The sequence below is a fragment of the Amycolatopsis alkalitolerans genome (assembly GCF_006152065.1).
In the GTDB taxonomy this organism is placed as follows: domain Bacteria; phylum Actinomycetota; class Actinomycetes; order Mycobacteriales; family Pseudonocardiaceae; genus Amycolatopsis_E; species Amycolatopsis_E alkalitolerans.
In genome coordinates this window covers 49,501-71,739 of the sequence record NZ_VDFW01000029.1, presented here as the reverse complement: position 1 = coordinate 71,739, position 22,239 = coordinate 49,501, and the positions used below count along the sequence as shown (strand labels likewise).

The 22,239-nt window shown below is 68.6% G+C and carries 24 protein-coding genes; 4 read left to right on the top strand and 20 right to left on the bottom strand.

Annotated features, from left to right (window positions below):
• Window positions 1–24: 24 nt before the first annotated feature.
• Window positions 25–666: a hypothetical protein gene (locus FG385_RS26555; RefSeq protein ID WP_139099520.1), complete on the bottom strand. Its 642-nt coding sequence runs from the start codon at window positions 664–666 to the stop codon at window positions 25–27.
• A gap of 17 nt (window positions 667–683) precedes the next feature.
• Between FG385_RS26555 and FG385_RS26550 the strand changes: the two genes are divergently transcribed.
• Window positions 684–1,454, top strand: coding sequence for an IclR family transcriptional regulator domain-containing protein (locus tag FG385_RS26550; RefSeq protein WP_139099519.1), 771 nt, complete (start codon window positions 684–686; stop codon window positions 1,452–1,454).
• Here the strand turns inward: FG385_RS26550 and FG385_RS26545 are convergent.
• The 9 genes from FG385_RS26545 to FG385_RS26500 form a co-directional block, all read right to left on the bottom strand.
• Window positions 1,451–2,317, bottom strand: coding sequence for an amidohydrolase family protein (locus FG385_RS26545; protein ID WP_235022804.1), 867 nt, complete (start codon window positions 2,315–2,317; stop codon window positions 1,451–1,453). The genes FG385_RS26550 and FG385_RS26545 overlap by 4 nt on opposite strands.
• Window positions 2,317–3,108, bottom strand: coding sequence for an SDR family NAD(P)-dependent oxidoreductase (locus tag FG385_RS26540; protein WP_139099517.1), 792 nt, complete (start codon window positions 3,106–3,108; stop codon window positions 2,317–2,319). Before FG385_RS26540 ends, FG385_RS26545 begins: the two co-directional genes overlap by 1 nt.
• Complete coding sequence (locus tag FG385_RS26535; RefSeq protein ID WP_139099516.1) at window positions 3,105–3,611, bottom strand: carboxymuconolactone decarboxylase family protein; 507 nt, start codon at window positions 3,609–3,611, stop codon at window positions 3,105–3,107. The genes FG385_RS26540 and FG385_RS26535 overlap by 4 nt, the downstream gene beginning before the upstream one ends.
• A gap of 15 nt (window positions 3,612–3,626) precedes the next feature.
• The gene (gene dctA / locus FG385_RS26530) at window positions 3,627–4,937 is read right to left on the bottom strand and encodes a C4-dicarboxylate transporter DctA (RefSeq protein ID WP_139099515.1); all 1,311 of its coding nucleotides are present in this window, start codon (window positions 4,935–4,937) and stop codon (window positions 3,627–3,629) included.
• Window positions 4,938–5,266: 329 nt separating this feature from the next.
• Complete coding sequence (gene ehuA, locus FG385_RS26520) at window positions 5,267–6,031, bottom strand: ectoine/hydroxyectoine ABC transporter ATP-binding protein EhuA (RefSeq protein WP_139099514.1); 765 nt, start codon at window positions 6,029–6,031, stop codon at window positions 5,267–5,269.
• A 1-nt stretch (window position 6,032) separates the two neighbouring features.
• Complete coding sequence (gene ehuD, locus FG385_RS26515; RefSeq protein ID WP_139099513.1) at window positions 6,033–6,686, bottom strand: ectoine/hydroxyectoine ABC transporter permease subunit EhuD; 654 nt, start codon at window positions 6,684–6,686, stop codon at window positions 6,033–6,035.
• Window positions 6,686–7,393, bottom strand: a complete 708-nt coding sequence (locus FG385_RS26510) for an amino acid ABC transporter permease (protein WP_139099512.1) — start codon at window positions 7,391–7,393, stop codon at window positions 6,686–6,688. The genes ehuD and FG385_RS26510 overlap by 1 nt, the downstream gene beginning before the upstream one ends.
• Before the next feature lie 4 nt (window positions 7,394–7,397).
• On the bottom strand, window positions 7,398–8,297 hold the full coding sequence (ehuB, locus tag FG385_RS26505; RefSeq protein WP_139099511.1) for an ectoine/hydroxyectoine ABC transporter substrate-binding protein EhuB: 900 nt from the start codon (window positions 8,295–8,297) through the stop codon (window positions 7,398–7,400).
• Between the two features lie 82 nt (window positions 8,298–8,379).
• Window positions 8,380–10,401, bottom strand: a complete 2,022-nt coding sequence (locus FG385_RS26500; RefSeq protein WP_139099510.1) for a protein meaA — start codon at window positions 10,399–10,401, stop codon at window positions 8,380–8,382.
• 111 nt (window positions 10,402–10,512) lie between these two features.
• On the opposite strand from FG385_RS26500, the gene FG385_RS26495 reads away from it, so the two are divergent.
• Window positions 10,513–11,136 carry a LysE family translocator gene (locus FG385_RS26495; RefSeq protein WP_139099509.1) on the top strand — a complete coding sequence of 208 codons (624 nt, stop codon included), beginning with the start codon at window positions 10,513–10,515 and terminating at the stop codon, window positions 11,134–11,136.
• Between the two features lie 93 nt (window positions 11,137–11,229).
• Here FG385_RS26495 and murA read toward each other — a convergent pair whose 3' ends face one another.
• Window positions 11,230–12,504, bottom strand: coding sequence for a UDP-N-acetylglucosamine 1-carboxyvinyltransferase (gene murA, locus FG385_RS26490; protein WP_139099508.1), 1,275 nt, complete (start codon window positions 12,502–12,504; stop codon window positions 11,230–11,232).
• A 150-nt stretch (window positions 12,505–12,654) separates the two neighbouring features.
• Between murA and FG385_RS26485 the strand changes: the two genes are divergently transcribed.
• Window positions 12,655–14,160, top strand: a complete 1,506-nt coding sequence (locus tag FG385_RS26485; protein ID WP_139099507.1) for a M16 family metallopeptidase — start codon at window positions 12,655–12,657, stop codon at window positions 14,158–14,160.
• Window positions 14,161–14,170: 10 nt separating this feature from the next.
• Window positions 14,171–14,743, top strand: coding sequence for a cob(I)yrinic acid a,c-diamide adenosyltransferase (locus FG385_RS26480; RefSeq protein ID WP_139099506.1), 573 nt, complete (start codon window positions 14,171–14,173; stop codon window positions 14,741–14,743).
• 4 nt (window positions 14,744–14,747) lie between these two features.
• Here the strand turns inward: FG385_RS26480 and FG385_RS26475 are convergent, their stop codons facing one another.
• The 9 genes from FG385_RS26475 to FG385_RS26435 all read right to left on the bottom strand — a co-directional run bounded on the left by FG385_RS26475 (window position 14,748) and on the right by FG385_RS26435 (window position 22,237).
• Window positions 14,748–15,044, bottom strand: a complete 297-nt coding sequence (locus tag FG385_RS26475) for a hypothetical protein (protein ID WP_139099505.1) — start codon at window positions 15,042–15,044, stop codon at window positions 14,748–14,750.
• A gap of 183 nt (window positions 15,045–15,227) precedes the next feature.
• Window positions 15,228–15,662 (bottom strand): DUF2550 domain-containing protein, encoded by a 435-nt coding sequence (locus FG385_RS26470; RefSeq protein ID WP_139099504.1) that lies wholly within the window; start codon window positions 15,660–15,662, stop codon window positions 15,228–15,230.
• A 127-nt stretch (window positions 15,663–15,789) separates the two neighbouring features.
• The gene (locus FG385_RS26465; protein ID WP_139099538.1) at window positions 15,790–16,146 is read right to left on the bottom strand and encodes a F0F1 ATP synthase subunit epsilon; all 357 of its coding nucleotides are present in this window, start codon (window positions 16,144–16,146) and stop codon (window positions 15,790–15,792) included.
• A gap of 105 nt (window positions 16,147–16,251) precedes the next feature.
• Window positions 16,252–17,691, bottom strand: coding sequence for a F0F1 ATP synthase subunit beta (gene atpD, locus FG385_RS26460; RefSeq protein WP_139099503.1), 1,440 nt, complete (start codon window positions 17,689–17,691; stop codon window positions 16,252–16,254).
• Window position 17,692: 1 nt separating this feature from the next.
• Window positions 17,693–18,646, bottom strand: coding sequence for a F0F1 ATP synthase subunit gamma (locus FG385_RS26455; protein WP_139099502.1), 954 nt, complete (start codon window positions 18,644–18,646; stop codon window positions 17,693–17,695).
• A 14-nt stretch (window positions 18,647–18,660) separates the two neighbouring features.
• Window positions 18,661–20,307 (bottom strand): F0F1 ATP synthase subunit alpha, encoded by a 1,647-nt coding sequence (gene atpA, locus FG385_RS26450; protein WP_139099501.1) that lies wholly within the window; start codon window positions 20,305–20,307, stop codon window positions 18,661–18,663.
• 51 nt (window positions 20,308–20,358) lie between these two features.
• On the bottom strand, window positions 20,359–21,180 hold the full coding sequence (locus FG385_RS26445; protein WP_139099500.1) for a F0F1 ATP synthase subunit delta: 822 nt from the start codon (window positions 21,178–21,180) through the stop codon (window positions 20,359–20,361).
• Window positions 21,177–21,707: a F0F1 ATP synthase subunit B gene (gene atpF, locus FG385_RS26440; RefSeq protein WP_160148889.1), complete on the bottom strand. Its 531-nt coding sequence runs from the start codon at window positions 21,705–21,707 to the stop codon at window positions 21,177–21,179. Before atpF ends, FG385_RS26445 begins: the two co-directional genes overlap by 4 nt.
• Window positions 21,707–22,237 carry a F0F1 ATP synthase subunit B gene (locus tag FG385_RS26435; RefSeq protein ID WP_139099498.1) on the bottom strand — a complete coding sequence of 177 codons (531 nt, stop codon included), beginning with the start codon at window positions 22,235–22,237 and terminating at the stop codon, window positions 21,707–21,709. Before FG385_RS26435 ends, atpF begins: the two co-directional genes overlap by 1 nt.
• Window positions 22,238–22,239: the final 2 nt, after the last annotated feature.

The following is a 22,239-nucleotide window of genomic DNA, read 5'->3' as shown; positions in this document are numbered from 1 at the left end:
AAGTCGTGAACTTCCTGGTGTACCTCATGGGGTACCGGGCAGGCAAGGGCGCGCGGTGTTGTGGAAGGCGAACACCCGCCGCTCGCGCGCGGTCACCTTCGCCATCACCCGCGCGCGCCGCGGCGTGCTGGTCGCGGCGCGATAACCCGAATGATCGAACGATTGGATGCCGTCGATCTCGTGGAACGCGAGCAGATCCGGGCCTGGGCCCTCGACCCGCCGGTAGCGGCGGACGCGGCGCCAGCCGGGCACCGTGAGCAGCCGCGGGATGTGCTCCTCGCGGTACCAGGCGTCCAGGCCCGCCCCGTCCGTGGTCGACAAAGCGACCGACACCACCACCGGTGCCCCGGCCGCCCGCGTGCCCTCGTCGTCGATCAGTTCGTACACACGGCGATCCAGCGTTTCGAGACGGTCGACGACCGACTGCTCACGCGGGCTGCGCCTGCGGATCGCCTGGTACGCCTCGCTGTGCAGCGCCTCGAGGTCGAGTTCGTACCAGGCGAGCCAGCCCGGCCGGGCGCCGTCGGCCGCGCGGTAGCGGTAGCCGCTGCGGATCCCCGGCACCGACAGCCGCGCGGGTGCGTGCTCCCGGTCGTACCAGTCGTGGAACTCGTCCTCGGGCACCACGCCGGGCTCTGCCAGCACGAACAGGAGTCCTTCGGTCATCGGGTACCGTCTTTCTGGTGTCGAGAGAAGACCCCGACGTCATCGACTCGGTCGAGAAGGCCTTCCGGCTGCTGCAGAGCTTCTCGGCCGAGCGCCCCGCGATGACGGTGAGCGGCGCGGCGGCGGCGACCGGCCTGACCCGGGCCACCGCGCGCCGCATCCTGCTGACCATGCAGCGGCTGGGCTTCGCCGAGACCGACGGCCGCGAGTTCCGCCTGACGCCGGGCGTCCTGCGGCTGGGCTACGGGTACCTCGCCGCGCTGCCGTTCTGGGAGCACGCGCAGCCGCATATGCGCGCGCTGTCCGACGAGCTCAGGGAATCCAGCTCGATGGCCACTTTGGACAATGGCGAGATCGTCTACGTGGTCCGCGTGCCGGCCACCCGGTCGATGACGATCACCCTCAACGTCGGCTCCCGCCTGCCCGCGTACCCCACGTCGATGGGGCGCGTCCTGCTCGCCGCGCTGCCCGAGGCGCGGCTCGAGTCCTATTTGGAGAGAACCGAACTGCGGAAGCTGACGCCGAACACGATCACCGACCCGGCCGAACTGCGGGCCGAGTTGCGCCGCGTGCGCGAGCAGGGCTACGCGGTCGTGGACGGCGAACGCGAGGAAGGCGTGCGCTCCGCCGCGGCGCCCGTGCGCGGCTCCGGCGAACAGGTACTGGCCGCGCTCAACGTCTCCGCCAACGCCGCCCGCGTCACTCTCGACGAGTTGCGCGGCCGCTTCGTGCCGCGCCTGCTGGAGACAGCCGAAGCGATCACCAAGGACATCGCCGGTCTGCATTAGAAGCCGAAACATCGCGTCGGGTTGGTCACCAGCAGCCGTTCCCGCGCGGCGGGAGACGGTGCGATCTCGGTCAGCAGGTCCACCAGATCACCGTCGTTCGGCATGAACCCATGCGTGTTCGGGTGCGGGAAATCGGTGCCCCAGACAACCCGCTCCGGCGCGTGCTCCGCCAGCAGCCGCGCCAGCGCGGCGGAGTCCCGCATGCCTGGCGGATGCACCGCGAGCCGGTCGGCTCCGCTCAGCTTCACCCACACCGAACCGGTGTCCAGCAGCCGCAACAGGGCCGTGACCGCCTTGCTCCCCAGGCCCTGCCGCAGGTCCACGCGGGCCATATGGTCGATGACCACGGTCAGCGGCAGCGAACGCACCATGTCCTCGTGCTCCGCGATCCCCTCCCCCGCCACGTGCAGCGCAAGATGCCAGCCATACGGCCGGATCTTGCCGACGATCGCCTGGATGGTCTCCGGCGAAGGTGCGGACCCGAGATGCGGCGTGAAATGCAGGCGAGCACCGCGGACCCCAGCCTCGTGCCACCGCGCGATCTCCGTATCCGGTGTTTCGGGCCGCACGAGCGCGACCCCACGATACCGTCCGGCGCCCCGGTCCAGCGCGTCCAGAAGGGACGAATGATCACCGCCATGACAGGCCGACTGCACGATCACCGCCCGCGAGAATCCGAGGAACTCGTGCAGCCGTCGCAGGTCTTCCAGCGGCACCTCAGGCGGGGTGAACGTCCGGTCCGGCGCGTACGGAAACTTCGCCGTGGGGCCGAAAATATGGCAATGCGAGTCACAGCTGCCCGGCGGTAACGCGACTGCGGGCTTCTTCGGATTCGGATCGGGCCCGGGGCAGGTCGGTTCCATCAGTCACACCTCGCGGTCATCCCGCCGTCGACGACGATTTCGGTGCCGGTGACGAAACGAGCTTCGTCCGAGGCCAGGAACAGCGCTGCGTACGCCGTGTCCCGGCCGTCTCCCATGAACCCCAAGGGAATCCGGGCCTGGCGCTTGGCGAGCAACGCGTCCACGTCCCCGCCGGCACGCTGCCCGGCCAGCCGCGCCTCGACCATCGGGGTGTGCAACTGGCCCGGCACCACGGTGTTCGCCCTGATGCCGTCGGGCGCGTGCTGCACCGCGATCACCTTCGACAGCTGGATCACGCCCGCCTTCGAAGACGCGTAACCGACCTGGGGCGAACCGGTGAACCGGATGCCCGAGGTCGATGCGGTGTTCACGATCGCGCCACCGCCCTGGGCCTTCATCACCGGGATCACGTGTTTGCAGGTAAGGAAAACGCTGGTCAGATTGTAGTCCAGCTGGGAATGCCAGTCCCGCTCGTCGAGCTCCACCGGGCCGCCGGAGCGGGAGCCGCCGACGTTGTTGACCAGGATGTCCACCCGCCCGAACCGGCGCCGGCAGGCCTCGACCATCTCCGCGACCGCGGCAGTGTCGGTGACATCGCAGGTGTGCGTCCTGATCTCGCCGTCGGTCATTCGCACGGTTTCCGTGAGCGCCTCGGGGTTCAGATCGACCGCGAACACCTTCGCGCCCTCCCGGGCGAACAGCGCCGCGGCCGCACGGCCATTGCCCCAGCCGGGCCCGACGCTGCCCGCCCCCGTGATGACGGCGACCTTGCCGTCGAGCCTGCCCGTCACTCCTGCCCGACCTCCAATGCCACGAGGAACCGCGAAACCATGTTGTACGCGCTCACGGTCACGGTGAGCTCGACGACCTGCCGGTGGTCGAAGAACTCACCGAGCCGCCCGAAAAGTCCATTCTCGACGGTGACGTTCCTGGTCATCGCGTCGGTGTAGGCGAGCGTCGCACGCTGGCGCGCGTCGAGCACCTCCACGTCGCCGCCGGCGCGCACCGCGGCGATCTGTTCCGTCGTCATGCCCGCCTCCTTGGCGACGGGTTCGTGGGCGGACCACTCGTACTCCGCGCCGTTGAGCTCGGCGACCCGCAGGATCGCGAGCTCGCGGATGTCGGCCGGCAGCGCCGAGGCCCCCCGGATGGCGCCGAGCAGGCTGTTCCAGCCGTCGGCGAACGGCGGGCTGTGCAGCAGCATGCCGTCCAGCGGGGTCAGGCGACCACCCCGGCGAGCCCGGATGCGGTCAGCGACCGCACCCTCACCGGCGACGTAGTCCAGCCTTGCCATAACACTCCTTTTTGGTCAGGCCGCCGGGACGGTTTCCACGGTCCCGGCGGGTGTTTCACCGGACAGCACCTTTCGTGCCCGGTCGAGGTCGAACGCGCGCTCCCAGCGGCTCACCACGATGCTGCCCAGCATCTGGCCGCACAGGCTCACCAGGCCGCGCATGGTGGACAGGAACCGGTCGACGCCGAGCACGAGCATGATCCCCGCGACCGGCACCACGCCCGTCGTGGACAGCGTCGCGGCGAGGATGACGAACCCGGCGCCCGCGACGCCCGCACTCCCCTTGGAGGTGATCATGAAGACCGCGAGCAGTCCGATCTGTTGCCACAGCGAGAGATGCACGTCGAAGGCCTGTGCGATGTAGAGGGACGCGAACCCCAGGTAGAGGCACACCCCGTCGCCGTTGAAGGCGTAACCGGATGGCACGACGAGACCGACGATCCGCTTCGGCGCGCCGAGGTGCTCGAGCTTGCGCATCAGCTGGGGCATCACGGCTTCGTAGTTCGCGGTGCCCAGCGTGATCAGCAACTCGTCGGAGAAGTACCGGTACAGCTTGAGGATCCGGATCCCGCACAGCCTCGCGACGAGCCCGAACACGACGAGGCAGAACAGGATTCCGGTGACCCAGAACAGCACCACGATCCCACCGAGACTGGCCAAAGTGGACGCGCCGAACTTGCCGGTGGTGTAGGCCATCGCGCCGAACGCGCCGATCGGCGCGAGGTACATGACGATCCTGACGATGCCGAACAATGCCTCGCTGATCCGCTCGATCCCGCGGACCAGCGGCGCGCCACGCTCACCGAGCGCCTTGATCGCGACGGCGAACAGTACGGCGACCAGAAGTACCTGCAGCACGTTGCCGTCGGTGAAGGCGCTGACCACGGTCTTCGGGATGATGTCGACGAGGAAGTCGTACCAGTGCTGCGATTGGCCGGTCTGCACGTACTGCTGGGCGCTCCCGGAGAGCTTGAGCGACGCCGGATCGGCGTGGATGCCGGCGCCGGGGCGGATCACGTCCATCACGATCAGGCCGATGATCAGTGCGATCGTGGTGAGCACCTCGAAGTACACCAGCGCCTTCACACCGACGCGGCCGACGCTGGTGAGCTCACCCGCCGATGCGACGCCGGTGACGATCGTGCAGAACACGACCGGCGCGATGAGCATCCGGATGAGCGAGATGAACCCGGTGCCGAAGGGCTGAAGGGCGACCCCGGCGCCCGGGGCCACGAGTCCGAGCACCGCGCCCAGGACGATAGCCACCAGCACGGTGAGGTAAAGCTTCGTGGTGAACGCACTCCGCAGGACTGATCCGGCCGACATCTTCGTCTCCGTTGTTCGACTGACGTACATTTGCACGACTGACGAACACATGATGCGATGCCGACCCGCCCGCGGTCAAGGGGTGATGGCTTGAGCGCCCAGATCAAGGAGTGGCACCCACATCAAACCGTGTCGACACGGAACCCGGCGGCCTGACGTCGAACTCGCGGGCCCGAACGCCGAACTCACCATCCCGAACGCCGAACTCGGCGTCGCGAACGGCAAACTCGGCGTCGCGAACGGCAAACTCGGCGTCGCGAACGGCAAACTCGGCGTCGCGAACGTCGAACTCGGCGGGGTGGGGGTGGGTCGCGGGGCGCGGGCAGGGCCTAGGGGCGGTCCAGGACGGCGTGGAGGAATTCCCGGGTCCGGTCGTGGTCGGGGTCGGTGAAGAGCTTGTCCGGTGGGCCGTCCTCGATGACCTGACCGTGGTCGAACATCATCACCCGGTCCGAGACGTCCCGCGCGAACTGCATCTCGTGGGTCACGCACAGGAACGTGATGTCGGTGGTCGAGGCGATGTCCTTGAGCACCGCCAGCACACCCGCCACCAGTTCGGGGTCGAGTGCCGACGTCACCTCGTCGAGCAGCAGGACCTCCGGCCGCATCGCGAGCGCCCGCGCGATCGCGACGCGCTGCTGCTGCCCGCCGGACAGCTGGCTCGGGCGCGCGCCCGACTTGTCGGACAAGCCGACCATGTCCAGCAGGTCGACCGCACGCGCCTCGGCCTCCCCTTTGGACAGTCCGAGCGAGCGGACCGGCGCCTCGGTGATGTTCTGCAGCACCGTCATGTTGGGGAACAGGTTGAACTGCTGGAACACCATGCCGATCCGCTTGCGCATCCGCCGCAGGTACTTCTCGTTGGCGGGCACCAGCTTGTCACCCCTGGGCATATGCGTCAGGCACTCGTCGCCGACGTAGATCCTGCCGCCGTTGACGTGCTCGAGCGTCATCAGCAGGCGCAGGATCGTCGTCTTCCCCGAACCGCTCGGCCCGATCAGCGTCACGAACTCGCCGGGCGCGACGTTGAAGTTGAGCTCCCGCAACACGACGTGATCACCGAAGCGTTTCACCACGTCATCGAACCTGATCATGCTAGAGCTGTCCGACACGGCGTTCCAACCTTCTCACCAGGATCGACGACGGGAAGCTGATCAGCAGGAACAGCAGGCCGGCCAGCGTGTAGGGCTCGATCACGCGGAACGTGGTCGCGCCCTGCTCCTTCGCCTGGTTCAGCACGTCCAGCACGCCGATCGAAAGCAGCAGCGGGGTTTCCTTGAACATCGAGATCATGTAGTTGCCCAGCGCGGGCAGCACGCGCGGGATCGCCTGCGGCAGGATGATCCCCGTCCACACCCGGGTGCGTGGCAGGCTCAACGCCGTCGAGGCCTCCCACTGTCCTTTCGGGACCGCTTCGATCCCGGCGCGGTAGATCTCGGACGTGTAGGTGGCGTAGTGGAGTCCGAGCGCGACGATCCCGGTCAGGAACGCCGAGAACCGGACACCCACCTCGGGCAGCAGGTAGAAGATGACGAAGATCTGGATGAGCAGCGGCGTGCTGCGCACCACCTCGACGATCAGGAACACCAGCTGGCTGACGACGGGGATCCGGCTCCGCCGCAGGAGCGCGAACACCAGCCCCAGCACGTACGACACCAGCGAGCCCAGCAAGGTGAGCTCCACCGTGACGACCAGGCCCTGAAGCAGCAACGGAATCGAGTCGCGGGCGTTCTCCCAGTCCCAGTTCATCAGGACACTCCCGCCGTCCTCGCGAACATCCGGCTACGAGCGACCGGCTGGCGGCCCAGCCGTCGCGCACCGGCCCGTTCGAGGAACCGCATCACCGTCGTGATCACGACCGCCAGGAGGAGGTAGAACACGAGTTCCACCCCGTAGATGAACACCAGGTGGCTGCCGAACACCGGGCGCAGCAACTCACCTTTCTCGGTCATCTCCCCGGCCGAGATGAAGAACAGCAATGCGGTGGCCTTGAGTAGCTGGATGAACAGGGTGTTGAACGACGGGTACATCTCGACCACCGCCTGCGGCAGCAGTACCCGGAACATCCGCTGGGCCGGCGAAAGCGACAGCGCGATACAGCCCTCGCGCTGCGCCTTGGGCACCGACTGCACCGCGCCGCGGACGATCTCCGCGCCGTACGCGCCGTGGTTGAGGCCGAGCACCAGGATCCCCGCGAACAGCGGGACCAGCTTGAACCCGACCAGTGCGGGAAGCACGAAATACAGCCAGAACAGCTGCACCACTTCGGACGTCCCGCGGAACGCCTCGACGTAGATCCGGCTGATGAACCGCACCCACCGTGACGGCGAAAGCATCGCCAGCCCGGCGAGGAACGACAGCACGGTCGCGAGCGCGATCCCGCCGATCGTGGCCATGGCCGTCGCACCCAGTCCGCTGAGGATGGACGAGACGATGTACGAATAGTCTCCGGACACGAAATCAGGCAGCGCAGAGCTTGTCGGTCGTCACGTCCGGCTGCGGCAGGTTGGCCTGGCCGAACCCGAACGGTTCGACGATCTGCAACCACTGCCCGTTGCTGTGCAGGGTCTTCAGCTGCTGGTTGAACGCGTCGCGCAGCGACGTGTCGCCTTGGCGGAACACGAAACCACCGGCGGAGACGACCGGCTTACCGTTCTCGGTCGGCGTGAAGCCGGGCGTGACCTCGACGTTCGCGCTGGGGTTCTGCTTGGCCAGGTACTTCAACGAGATGTCGGTCAGGCAGGCGCAGTAGACACGCCCCGTGGTCACCGCACGCAACATGTTGTCCTGCGTGTCCAGGGTTTCGATATTGCTCTCGGAGACACCGGCCGCGGTGGCGTAGCCCTTCTCGACCGCGGCGGACAGCACCGCGACCTTGACGTTCTTCGCCGCGACATCCGCCAGCGTCTTGATGCCCTGCGGGTTTCCCTTGGGCACCAGCAGCGCCTCCAGGGCGGTGTAGTCCGGGTCGGAGAACAGCGCGGCCTTGCACCGTGTCGACGTGATGAACATGCCGGCCGCCACGACGTCGAACTGCTTGGCGTTCAGCGCGGGAATCAACTGGTCGAACGGCACGACACTGGCCTGCACGTTGTCGATCCCCATCGGCTTGAACGCCGCGCGCGCGACCTCCGGCGCCTCACCCGTCGTTTCGCCCGAGGAATTGGCGAATCCGTACGGCGCTTCGTTGGCGATCCCGATCTTGATCGTCTTGGCGTCCTGTGCCGCCTTCAGCGTGTCACCGCTGCTACCACCCGTGCTCTGGCATGCGGCCAGCAACGCCGGCCCACCGATTGCGGCTGCCCCCACCACGGCGGATCGCCTGAAGAAGTCTCGCCTAGTCCACGCACTCTGCGACATCGGAGCACCCCGTTCTGGTTCGAGTTGTCACCGAACGTAGGTGCCTGCGCCGTTCGGGTCAAAGCCCGTTATCGGAACGAGATCATTTTTGGGGTAGTCCCCGGTTCTCGCGTATCACCGTCACGATCTCGTCCATGATGTCCGTGAGTTCGTAGTCTTTCGGCGTGAACACCCGCGCGACACCACGTTCGATCAGCAGCGTCGCATCCTCGGCCGGAATGATCCCGCCGACGATCACCGGAATGTCGCCCGCACCGGCCGCGCGCAGCCGGTCGATCACCTCCGGCACTATTTCGAGGTGCGAACCTGACAATACGGAAAGTCCGACCACATGCACGCCTTCCTGCACCGCGGCGGCGACAATCTGCTCCGGGGTGAGCCGGATGCCCTGGTAGATCACCTCGAATCCGGCATCGCGGGCGCGGACGGCGACCTGTTCGGCCCCGTTGGAATGCCCGTCGAGGCCAGGTTTGCCGACGAGGATGCGCAACCGTTCGCCGAGTTCGTCACTTGTGGCCTTGACGCGGTCCCGTACGTGAAACAGTTCGACTCCCTCTCCGGACATCGACGCGGCGGAAACTCCTGTGGGCGCCCGATATTCGCCGAAGACCTCGCGCAGCGCGCCCGCCCACTCCCCCGTCGTCGCGCCGGCGCGAGCGCACCCCAGCGTCGCTTCGAAGAGGTTCTCACTGGTCTTCGCGGTCTCACGCAGCTTCGCGAGCGCGGCCTCCACCGCGGAGCCGTCCCGTTTCTGGCGCCATTCCTCGAGTGCGGCGACCGCCTGCTTCTCGACAGCCGGATCCACGGTTTCGATCGCCTTGGCGCCCTCGGCCTGCAGCGGGCTCGGCTCGGTGGTTTCGAACCTGTTGACGCCGACCATGATCCGCTCACCGGATTCGATGGCGCGCCGGTACTCCGCGAGCGAGGACACCAGCTGGGACTTGAGATACCCGCTTTCCACCGCGGCGACGGCACCGCCGAGACCGGCCACCCGGTCGATCTCGGCACGCGCCCCGGCCACGATCTCGTCCACTTTGGACTCGATTACGTGCGAGCCCGCGAAGATGTCCTCGTACTCGAGCAGGTCCGTTTCGTAGGCGAGCACCTGCTGCATGCGCAGCGCCCACTGCTGGTCCCACGGGCGGGGCAGGCCGAGCGCCTCGTTCCACGCGGGCAACTGGATCGCGCGTGCGCGCGCGTCGCGCGAAAGCGAAACCGCCAGCATCTCGAGCACGATGCGCTGCACGTTGTTCTCCGGCTGCGCCTCGGTCAGCCCCAACGAGTTCACCTGGACGCCGTACCGCAGGCGGCGCGCTTTCGGGTCCTCGACGCCGTAGCGTTCGCGGGTCAGCTCGTCCCACAGCCGCGCGAACGCCCGCATCTTGCACAGTTCTTCGACGAAGCGCACCCCGGCGTTGACGAAGAACGAGATCCGGCCGACGACCCTGCCCATGTCGGCCTCGTCGATCTGGCCGGAGTCGCGGATCGCGTCGAGCACCGCGATGGCGGTCGAAAGCGCGTACGCGACCTCCTGGGTGGGAGTCGCGCCCGCCTCCTGCAGGTGATAGCTGCAGATGTTGATCGGATTCCACTTCGGCAGGTGGTGCACGGTCCACGCGATCACGTCGGTGATCAGCCGGAGGCTCGGCGCGGGCGGGAAGATGTACGTCCCGCGGGAGAGGTACTCCTTGATGATGTCGTTCTGCGTGGTGCCGGCGAGCCTGGGCAGCACCTCGGCCGGATCGAGGCCCTGCGCTCGGGCTTGTTCTCTGGCGACGGTGACATACAACGCGAGCAGCCACATCGCGGGTGCGTTGATGGTCATCGAGGTGTTCGCCTCGGCGAGCGGGATCCCGTCGAACAGCCTGCGCATGTCACCGATATGCGCGACCGGCACGCCCACCTTGCCGACCTCGCCCTTGGCCAATGGATGGTCCGCGTCGTACCCGGTCTGCGTGGGCAGGTCGAACGCGACGGACAGGCCGGTCTGGCCCTTGGCGAGATTGCGGCGGTACAGCTCGTTCGACGCCCCCGCGGAAGAGTGCCCCGCGTAGGTCCGCATCACCCAGGGGCGGTCGCGCTCACGGTCCGTGGGATAGGGCACGGTGCACCTCCATGGTGGGCGTCCGATTCAGCGTACTCGGCGGTAACCCCCTCCGCACCGTCGACGAAATCACTTCTCGGCTGGTGCCGGAACGAACTACCGTGGGTGGACGTGACGTGGAGTTCCTATGGCACCTACCTGATCTTCGTGGTCCTGGTAGTGCTCGCCCCCGGCCCGGACACGATGGTCACCCTGAAGAACGCCCTCGCCGGCGGGACGAGGGGCGGGCTGCTGGCGCTGTTCGGGATCGCGATCGGCAACCTCGTACAGGGCACGGCGGTCGGGCTCGGGCTCGGCGCGCTGATCGTGCGCTCGCAGCCGCTGTTCCTCACGGTGCGCTGGGCGGGCGTGGCCTACCTGTGCTACCTGGGGTTCCAGGCCCTGCGTGGTGCCTGGCGCGGTGACTACCGGATGCTCGACGCGCTCGGCTCGCGCGCGAGCGGGTTCCGGCGCTGGCGCGAAGGCTTCTTGTCCAACATCACGAACCCGAAAGTGCTGGCGCTGTACCTGTCGGTGCTGCCCCAGTTCCTCGACCCGGGCCACAGCACCACGTGGGACGCGCTGCTGCTGGCTTACACGGTCGCGGTGCTCGGCGCGGTGTGGCTGCTGGTGCTGATGGCGCTGGTGCACAAGGTGCGGGTGTGGCTGCAGCGCCGGCGTGTGCGCCGCTCGCTCGACGCGGTGACCGGCACCGCACTGATCGGCTTCGGGATCGCGCTCGCGACGGAAGGTTAACGCGGCTCGTCGGAGAACCGCTGCGAGACCGGCGTCTTGGTCGTGTACACCCCGCCGAGGAGCAGGTGACGGTCGCCGGCGCGACCTCCGCGGTCAGGCGCGGTCAGGCTCCCCGGCCACCCGCTCGATCCGGGCGCCGAGCCGGTTCAGGTTCTCCACGAAATGCGGGTAGCCGCGGTCGATGTGGAAGACGTCCCACACCTCGGTCACGCCGTCGGCGCACAGCCCGGCCAGGACGAGACCAGCGCCGGCCCGGATGTCCGAGGCCCACACGGGGGCACTTGACAGCGTATTCACGCCGCGTACCACCGCGTGATGCCCGTCAGTGCGCGCGTCGGCGCCGAGGCGCTGCATCTCCTCGATGAACCGGAACCGCGCCTCGTACACGTTCTCCGTGATCATCGACGTCCCCTCGGACACCGCCGACAGCGCGACCGCGAACGGCTGCAGGTCGGTCGCGAACCCCGGGTACGGCAGCGTGACGAAGTCGACCGCCTTCGGCCGCTCCGCCTGCACCACCCGGAAACCGTTGCCGTCAAAGGGAGTCACCTCCGCGCCGGCCAGGCGCAGCTTGTCCAGCACCAGATCCAGGTGATGCGGGTTGACCCCGCGCACCGTGAGGTCGCCCCGCGTCATGGCCGCCGCGAACGCCCAGGTGGCACCGACGATCCGGTCGCCGATCACCCGGTGCTCGGTCGGGTGCAGCGAATCGACGCCGTGCACCGTCAGCGTGGACGTGCCGGCGCCCTCGATCTTCGCGCCCATCTCGATGAGCATCGTGCAGACATCGGAGATCTCCGGCTCGCGCGCGGCGTTGTCGATCACCGTCGTGCCTTCGGCGAGCACCGCGGCCATCAGGATGTTCTCGGTCGCACCGACACTCGGGAAGTCGAGCCAGATCTGCGCGCCCCGGAGTTCGCCGGCCTTCGCGACGACGCAGCCGTGTTCGATCGTGCTCGTCGCGCCCAGCGCCCGCAGCCCGTTCTGGTGCATGTCCAGCGGGCGCGAACCGATCGCGTCCCCGCCCGGGAGCGCCACCACGGCACGCTTGAGCCGCCCGACCAGCGGGCCGAGCACGCACACCGACGCGCGCAGCTTGCCCATCGCGGGCGAGTCGGCGCGGTGCGAAAGCGCCGACGGGGTGGTGATCCGTGCCGTGTCCCCGTCCAGTTCGACCTCGCAGCCGACGCTGCGCAGCACGTCCGCCATCAGCGGGACGTCGAGGATCTTCGGGCAGTTGGTGATCGTCGTGGTGCCCTCGGCGAGCAGTGCCGCCGCCATCAGCTTCAGCACACTGTTCTTCGCGCCGACGACCTCGACCTCGCCCACCAATCGGGCCCCACCATGCACATCGAAGTGCTCGCTCATGGCCGCAATCATGCCTGCCGCGCACGCCACTCGATCGGTGGGGCACGCGATGACAGACCGCGACGCAATTCAGTCGAAAGTGTGAAACACTACGCGCTCCCAGAGCGATAGAACCCGTCACTCGACCCGCTTGGGGGAGGAATGCCCGAGATGGTGGCTCGCTCCGCCGCACCCGATCTACCTGCGGTACACCGGACCGAGGTGGACGGCGTTCCCGTGTTCTGGCACACCCAACCCGGACGGCTGAACGCGAGCCTGATCTTCGGGGTCGGCGTCGCGCACGAGACGTTCCTGGAAACGGGCATCACGCACCTGGTCGAGCATCTCGCGATGCGGCCGTTGCGCACCGGCCGCTACGAGAACAACGCCACGACCTCGATGCTGCACACGAGCTTCGACGTCACCAGCACTCCCGACACCGTCACCGACCACCTTCGCCGGACCTGCGGCTCCCTCCGCCACCTCGACACCGGGCCGCTCGAACTCGAACGCGGCATCCTCGTCGCCGAAGAGCGCACGAGCGAAGGCCCCGGCGTGACCACCTGGCTCCCGGCGTCGATCTGGTTCGGCAACCAGGCTTACGGGCTCGCGGGCAACCTCCAGCTCGCCACGGTCCATGCCGGCGCCGAGGACGTGCGCGCCTGGCGCGCCCGGTGGTTCCATCGCGGCAACGCGGCGCTCGTGCTGTCCGGACCGCCTCCGGCCGACCTGCGGCTGCTCCTGCCGGATGGGCCACGACGGCAGCCGCCACAGGTCACCCCGTTTCGGCTCAACACCCCCGCCCGCACCACGGTGCCCAACGGGGTCGTAGGTTGCGCGCTCGTCGACTGGACCGCCGGAATGGCTTGTGCCGCCGGCATCCTGATCGCGCGCCTGACCGATCGCCTGCGGCACCTGGAAGGTCTGGTCTACGACATCGCCTTCGACCACCAGATGGTCGGCGAGCGGCAGGCGGTCCTCGGGTTCGGGACCGACGTGCCGGACAAGCACGCGCGCCGCGTGCTTGACGCGATCCGCTTCGAACTGGCCGCGCTGGCCGAAAGCGGGCCGACCGGCGAGGAGCTCGCCGCGGACCGCGACAGTCTCATGGAGCAGGTGCCGGAACGCGAGTTCGCCGAATACCGCGTGTTCGACGAGGCGATGTGCGAGCTGACCGGCTGGGCCCCGGCGGCGGCACACCAGCGACAGACGCTCGCGGGACTCGCGCCGGAAGCAGTCGCGGAGGCCGCCCGCGAGCTGGCCGGGGCGCTCGTGCTGTGCGGTCCACAGGATCGGCTGCCCGCGGACCTGCCGGAACTGCCCGGCAGCCCGCTCGCACCCGTCGCGGGCCGGGAACTCAAGCGCGCGCTGGTCGGTTCGACGGCGCCCCGCGGATTCCGGATCGTGGCCGGCGAGGAGGGGCTGACCTCGTACTACGGCTCGAGTCCGGTGCCGGTCGCGGTCGTCCGGTTCGACGACATCGCGGGCGTCGGCGTCGAGCACACCGACGGCCAGCTGCCGATCCTGCACCTGTCCGGCCGGCACGGCGGCCTGATCACCGTCCGTCCCGGCGACTGGCGCGGCGGCCGGAACCTGGTGCGCGACCTGCGGTCACGGTTTCCCGGCGACGTGTACTTCGACGCTCCGGACGCGATGCGCCTCTTCGAACAGTCCTAGAGTCATAGCCATGCCCGTACGGATCAATCGCGTTTACACGAAGGTCGGCGACAACGGCACGACAGCGCTCGGCGACGGCTCGCGCGTCCCCAAGACCTCACCGCGGCTGGGCGCGTACGCCGACGTCGACGAGACGAACTCCGTCATCGGCCTGGCGCTCGCGCTGGGCGGTGTGAGCGACGAGGTCGCGGAAGTCCTGCGGCGCGTGCAGAACGACCTGTTCGACGTCGGCGCGGATCTGTGCGCTCCGGTCGTGGAGAACCCTCCCTATCCCCCGCTGCGCATCACCGAGGCGTACGTCACCCGCCTGGAAGGCTGGTGCGACACGTTCAACGAGCGGGTACCGAAGCTGACCTCGTTCATCCTGCCCGGCGGCACCCCCGGCGCGGCCTTCCTGCACCAGGCGCGCACGGTGGCGCGGCGGGCCGAGCGCAGCGGGTGGGCCCTCGTCGAGGCCGAAGGCGAGCAGACGAACGCTCTCGCGGTGAAGTACCTGAACCGGCTGTCGGATCTGCTGTTCATCCTGGCCCGCGTCGCCAACCCGGGCGGCGACGTCCTCTGGCAGCCCGGCGGCGAGTCCTGAGGGGTCAGGTGCGGCGGCGCCACTCTACGTGCCCGTCGTCGGAGAACAGGAGGATCGACTTCCACAGCCGCGACGAGACGGTCTGGCCCCGGATCGCGGACCGGCTCAGGCCCCACGCCATGAGCACGCCCAGCGCCGCCAGCGCCGCGGCGTAGAGGATCACGCCGACGCCGAGCACCCACAGCACCACCGGCGTCGGGCCCACGAGAACCAGGGCGGGCACGGCGGCCAGCGCCACCACGATGAACGCCGCCGAACCGGCCTGATCGAGCCGTAGCACCCAGCGAAGAAGTCTGTTCATCTCGACCGTCCCCGGCTCGGATTTTCGCTGACACCAAGGACGTTAGGCCCGATCGCGACCGGCCGCGATTACCCGCGACGTACAGTGCTGACCGTTGCCAATCCGACCGGCAGCCACGGCTAGCGGCTAACCGTAGGTCGGCCGCCGGTTGACCTGTCTGCCTACTTCAGGTCGGATTGGCAATTAGCCGGCCCGGCGGATACCGCGGCCGGGCGGTGCCGATTCCAGCCAGGACAGGAAACCGGTGAGAGCACCGGGGCCCATCGAGATCTCGATCGGGGTGCCGTCCGGCGAGACGCACCGGAGCACCGACGCGTCCGGCGGGACGGCATACGCCTCCGTGCCGGCCGGATCGCGGCGGTCCGCGATAACCAGCGCGTTCCGGTCGAACACCCGGTCCGGTCCGGTGCGCAGGCTCCACACCCGGTACCAGGCGAACATCTCGCCCTCATACCGGCCGATGCCCAGATGCCAGCCGGCACGAGCGTTGTCGGGATTCCACCGCAGGGCGACGCTGACTCCACCGCCGCGCCGCATCCCGACCCAGCGCAGCGCGTACCACGCGGCGACCACGATCAGGCCGAGCAGGACCACCAGGAGGATCACAGCGACATCCACGGCCGTCACCTGCTCGTCGCCCCGCGCCTAGCGGCGTAGACCGGACGTGGCAAGTCCTAACGGGCACCGGGCCACGTCGGCCTCCTTCGAGAACGGCGGTTTTCAGGACAGTCTAATAGTGGCACGGTCAGGCTTCGTGACCGGCCGCCCGCAGCCGCGCGCGACCACGCAGCCGGGTCGCCTCGTCATCGGAGGTGATGTCGACCCTGGCCTGCTCCACGTCGATCTCGTCGCGCAGTTCGGCCGACTCCGCGAGGATGCTCACGCCGTCTTCGCTGACGGAGAGGAAACCCCCGTCGACGGCGGCGAAGATCTCCTCACCCGTGGTCGAGTCGATGCGCACCATCTCGCCCTGCACCAGTTCCGCGAGCAGCGGCACGTGGTGCGCGAGGACACCGATCTCACCGACCTTCGTGCGCGCGAAGACATACGTGGCCTGGCCGGACCACACCTCCCGCTCCACCGCCACCAGCCGGACGGACATCTCAGCGGCCACAGTCAGCTCCTTGTCTAGTTCGCGCGGTGTGTCGAAGCGTCCGGCGGGGCCGCGACCCGGTCCGGATCACGGCCCCGCCGGGGACGCTCCGGGTCACCGGTTGAGCTCGTCGGCCTTCTTCTCGACGTCGTCCAGACCGCCGACGAGGTGGAACGCCTGCTCGGGCAGGTGGTCGTACTCGCCCTTGGTGATCTTGTCGAAGGCTTCGATGGTGTCCTTCAGCGGCACGTTCGAACCCGGCTGACCGGTGAACTGCTCCGCCGCCATCATGTTCTGCGACAGGAACCGCTCGATCCGCCGCGCCCGGCCGACCAGCTGCTTGTCCTCTTCGGACAGTTCGTCGATACCGAGGATCGCGATGATGTCCTGCAGGTCCTGGTAGCGCTGCAGGATCCGGATGACCTCCTGCGCCACCCGGTAGTGCTCCTCGCCGACGATCTGCGGGTCCAGAATGGTCGAGCTGGAGGCCAGCGGGTCCACCGCCGGGAAGATGCCCTTCGAGAACACCGTCCGGGACAGCTCCGTGGTGGCGTCGAGGTGGGCGAACGTGGTGGCCGGCGCGGGGTCGGTGTAGTCGTCCGCCGGCACGTAGATCGCCTGCATCGAGGTGATCGACCGGCCACGGGTCGAGGTGATCCGCTCCTGCAGCTCACCCATCTCGTCGGCCAGCGTCGGCTGGTAACCCACCGCCGAAGGCATCCGGCCCAGCAGGGTGGACACCTCCGAACCGGCCTGGGTGAACCGGAAGATGTTGTCGATGAACAGCAGCACGTCCTGGTTGCGCACGTCGCGGAAGTACTCCGCCATGGTCAGCGCGGACAGCGCGACCCGCATCCGGGTGCCGGGCGGCTCGTCCATCTGGCCGTAGACGAGCGCGGTGTTCTTGATGACGTCCGCCTCGCGCAGCTCCTGGATCAGGTCGGTGCCCTCACGGGTGCGCTCACCGACGCCGGCGAACACCGAGGTACCACCGAAGTTCCGGGCGATACGGTTGATCATCTCCTGGATGAGCACGGTCTTGCCGACGCCGGCACCGCCGAACAGGCCGATCTTCCCACCGCGCACGTACGGGGTGAGCAGGTCGACCACCTTCAGGCCGGTCTCCAGCATCTCGGTGCGGCCCTCGAGCTGGTCGAACGGCGGCGCGGAGCGGTGGATGGCCCAGTGCTCGAGGTCGGTGCCGTAGCCCGGCTCGTCCAGGCATTCACCGAGGGCATCGAACACGTGGCCCTTGACCTCGTCACCGACCGGCACCTTGATACCGGCACCGGTGTCGACCACCTCGACACCGCGGACCAGACCATCCGTGGGCTGCATCGAGATCGCGCGCACCAGGTTGTCACCGAGGTGCTGGGCGACCTCGAGGGTGAGCGTCTTGGCCAGATCGCTGAAGGTGACCTCCACCTTCAGCGCGTTGAACAGGGCCGGTACCGATTCGCGGGGGAACTCGACGTCGACCACAGGGCCGGTGACCCGGACGACCCGGCCGGTCGCCTTGCCCGTCGCGGGGGTGGTAGCTGTGGGTGCACTCATGTCAGTCATCACTTCCTGCGGCGGCGAGCGCGTCGACTCCACCGACGATCTCGCTGATCTCCTGGGTGATCTGGGCTTGGCGGGCCCGGTTGGCCTCGAGCGTGAGGTCGCGGATCAGGTCATTGGCGTTGTCCGTCGCGGCCTTCATGGCCCGGCGGCGGGACGCCGACTCCGACGCGGCCGACTCCAGCAGCGCCGCGAAGATCCGCGTACCGAGGTACTTCGGTCCGAGCGCACGGAACAGCGCGTCGGCGTCCGGCTCGAACTCGTACAGGGTCGGGACCGCGCCCTCGACGCCGTACTCGACCTCGAGGGGAGCCAGCCTCTTGGCGACCGCGGTCTGGCTGAGCATGTTGTTGAACTCGGTGTAGACGATGTGCAACTCGTCCACCCCGGCCAGCCGGGTCGTCTCCTCCTCCCCTTCCGGAAGGTAGGTTTCGCGCGCTTCCTCGTCCTCGTCCGACCCCGCGCGGAAGGCCCGCATCATCGGGCCCGCGGCCGCGGAGGCGTCGGTGTAGGCGGGCTGCTCCGAGAAGCCCGTCCACGAAGCCTCCACCTCACGCTGGCGGAAGCGGTAGTAGTTCAGCGCCTTCCGCCCGACGACGTAAAGGTGCGGCTCCTTGCCCTGCTCGCGCAACAGCGCCTGGAGCTCCTCCGCCCGCCGCAGCACGTTGGCGTTGTAACCGCCGCACAGGCCACGGTCGGAGGTCACCACCAGCACGCCCACGCGCCGCGGGCTCTCCCGCTCGACGAGCAGCGGGTGGTTCAGCGCGGCCGAGTCGGCGGCCGCGCTGAGCACCCGGGTGATCTCGGCCGCGTACGGTCGGGAGGCCTCCACCCTGGCCTGCGCCTTCGTGATGCGGGAGGTGGCGATGAGCTCCTGGGCCTTGGTGATCTTCCGCATCGACTGGGTCGAGCGGATCCTCCGGCGTAGTACCCGTATCTGTGCTGGCATCCTCGGCTATCCGATCACTTCTTGGTCGGTGCGGGGCGGCTCACCTTGACCGACTCACGCTGCTCTTCGGACTCGTCCATCGGCGCCGCCGGAGCCTCGTTGACGACCGAGCCGCCACCGGTCGGGGTGAAGCTCTTCTTGAACTCGTTCACCGCGTCGGTGACCCGCTGCTCGGTCTCGTCCGAGAACTTGCTGGTGTCCCGGATCTCAGCCAGGACGCCCGCATGGTTGTGCCGGACGTGGTCGAGGAACTCCGACTCGAACCGGCCGATGTCCTCGATCGGCACCGTGTCGAGGTGGCCCTTGGTGCCGAGGTAGATCGACACCACCTGCTCCTCGACCGGGTACGGCGTGTACTGCGGCTGCTTGAGCAGCTCCACCAGCCGCGCACCGCGGTCCAGCTGCGCCTTCGACGTCGCGTCCAGATCCGACGCGAAGGCCGCGAACGCTTCCAGCTCGCGGTACTGCGACAGGTCCAGCCGCAGCGAGCCGGCGACGTTCTTCATCGCCTTGATCTGGGCGTCACCGCCGACGCGGGACACCGAGATGCCGACGTTCATGGCCGGGCGGACACCCTGGTTGAACAGGTCGGTCTCGAAGAAGCACTGGCCGTCGGTGATCGAGATGACGTTGGTCGGGATGTAGGCCGACACGTCGTTGGCCTTCGTCTCGATGACCGGCAGCCCCGTCATCGAGCCGGCGCCCATGTCTTCCGACAGCTTCGCGCACCGCTCCAGCAGCCGCGAGTGCAGGTAGAAGACGTCACCGGGGTACGCCTCGCGGCCCGGCGGGCGGCGCAGCAGCAGCGAGATCGCGCGGTAGGCCTCGGCCTGCTTGGACAGGTCGTCGAACACGATCAGCACGTGCTTGCCCTGGTACATCCAGTGCTGGCCGAGCGCGGAACCGGCGTAGGGCGCGAGCCACTTGAAGCCGGCCGAGTCGGAGGCCGGGGCGGCGACGATCGTGGTGTACGACATCGCGCCGGCGTCCTCCAGCGATTTGCGCACCGAGGCGATCGTGGAGCCCTTCTGGCCGATCGCGACGTAGATGCAGCGAACCTGCTTCGCCGGGTCGCCGGATTCCCAGTTGGCCTTCTGGTTCAGGATCGTGTCCACGCAGACCGCGGTCTTGCCGGTCTTGCGGTCACCGATGATCAGCTGCCGCTGGCCGCGGCCGATCGGGGTCTGCGAGTCGATCGCCTTGATCCCGGTCTGCAGCGGCTCCGACACCGGCTGGCGCTGCATGACCGACGGGGCCTGCAGCTCGAGCACGCGCTGGCCCTCGGCGGGGATGTCACCGAGCCCGTCGATCGGCGCGCCCAGCGGGTCGATCACGCGGCCGAGGAAGGCGTCGCCCACCGGGACCGACAGCACCCGGCCGGTGCGCTTGACCTCCTGGCCCTCCTCGATGCCCTCGTAGTCACCGAGGATGACGGCGCCGATCTCGCGCTCGTCCAGGTTCTGGGCGACGCCGAGCACGCCACCGGGGAACTCCAGCAGTTCCTGGGTCATCGTCGAGGGCAGTCCTTCGACGATCGCGATGCCGTCGTAGGTCTCGACGACGGTCCCGACCTCTTCGCGCGAAGTCTCGGCGGAGAAGGTCGAGACGTAGTTCTCGATCGCGCTCCGGATCTCGTCCGAGGAGATCGTCAGCTCCGTCATGGTCTTGCCGTCCCTGCTCTCAGTGGGTCAAATCTTGGTGGGGTAGGTGCCTCATGACGGCAAACCGCGGCTCGCGTAGGCCAGCCGGCTCGCCACACTGCCGTCGATCACCTCGTCGCCGACGCGCACCACGAGCCCGCCGAGCACCTCCGGGTCGACGTCGACCTGCACCGATATCGTCCTGGCGTAGATGCGCGAGAGGACCTGCGCGAGCCGTTCCTCCTGCGCGGAGGTCAGCGGCGCGGACGCGGTCACGAACGCGACGGTCCGCTGGCGGCGTTGCGCAGCCAGGTCGGCCAGTTGCGTGATCAGCACGTCCAGGGTCTGGCCGCGGGGTGCCCGCACGGCCTGCTCCAGCAGGTCCATGGTGTCCCGGCCGACCTTGCGGTCCAGCACGCCGTGCAGCAGCGTCAGCCGCCGCTCCGCCGGCACCGTCGCATCCGACAGCAGCGACCGCAGCGCGTTCTCCGAACCGAGCACGCGCCCGAACCGGAACAGCTCGTCCTCGGTCTCGTCGAGGGTGTTCTCCCGTTCCGTCGCGGTCAGCACGGCCTGCCGCCCCAGCAGCTCCACCGCGTCGACCAGGTCACGCGGGCGGGACCAGCGCTGGCCGGCGACCTCGCGCAGCACCCGCACGGCGGTGGCGCCGACCTTGCCGTCGAAGACCCGGCCGACCAGGCCGGCCCTGGCCTGCTCACCGGCCGACGGATCGGCCAGATGCCGCAGAAGCACCCGTTCCCTGGCCAGCAGTTCGACGACCGCGGACAGCTCGCTCCCGAGCTGCCGCAGGGCTTCGACACTCACGTCCGCGGTCAGCTCGTCGAGCCGCTCGCGGACGATCGCCAGCGACTCCCTGCTGCTCGCCTGCATCATGACGCCCCTTCACCCGCTCCGGCCGGGACCGCTTCGTCCGTCCGGGCGGAGGTCTCATCGAGCTCGTCGAGGAACCGGTCCACCGTCGCGGTCCGGTTACCCGCCTGCGCGAGGTGCTCGCGCACGATCCGGCCGGCGAGCTCGGCCGCCGCCTGCCCGATCTCGGCCCGCAGCTCACGGATGATCTGCTGGTGCTGCTGCGCGAGGTGCTCCTCGCCACGCTGCTTGATGCGCTCGACCTCTTGCTGCGCACGCGCCTTCATCTCGTCCACGATCCGGAGCGCGTCGGCACGCGCCTGATCCCGGATCACGGCCGCCTCGGTCTTCGCCTCGGCGACCGCGCCGGCGTACTTGCGCTCCGCCTCCGCGAGCCGCTCATCCGCACGCTTGGACTCTTCGATCTGCTGCCGGATCGTCTCCTGCCGGGCCCGCATCATCTTGCGGACCGGCGGCACGATCTTCCACCAGATCAGCCCGACGATGAGGGCGAACGCGACCAGCGTGCCGACATACCTCGCGGCGTCCATCATTCTCCCTTTCCGGACTCGCCGGACCCCTGCTCGGCCAGGAACGCCTCGACCGTCTCCTGGTGCCCGGCGCCGATTTCGTGCCCGACCACCCGGCTCGCGAGCGTCCTCGACAACGTGGGGATCTCGGCACGCAGGTCGGCCAGGACACGCGCACGCTGCGCGGCCAGTTCGTCCTCACCGCGCCGGAGCACGGCGGAGATCTCGCTCTGCGCCTGGCCCCGGTACTCGTCGATGATGGCCTGCCCCTCGGCCCGCGCCTCGTCGCGGATCCGGCTCGACTCGGCCCGCGCCGCCGCGAGTTCCTCGGCGTACTGCGCCTTGGCGGCTTCGAACTTCTCCGCGGCCTGATGGTTCTCGTCCAGCTGCCGCTGGAGCATGTCGTGCCGTTCCTTCATCGCCTTCTGGATCGGCGGCAGCACCCACCGCCAGATGACCAGCAGGACGATGCCGAAGATGATCAGCTCGACGAAGAAGGTGCCGTTGGGGATCAGGAAGTTGTTCCCCGCAGCAAGAACCTCGCCCGACATAC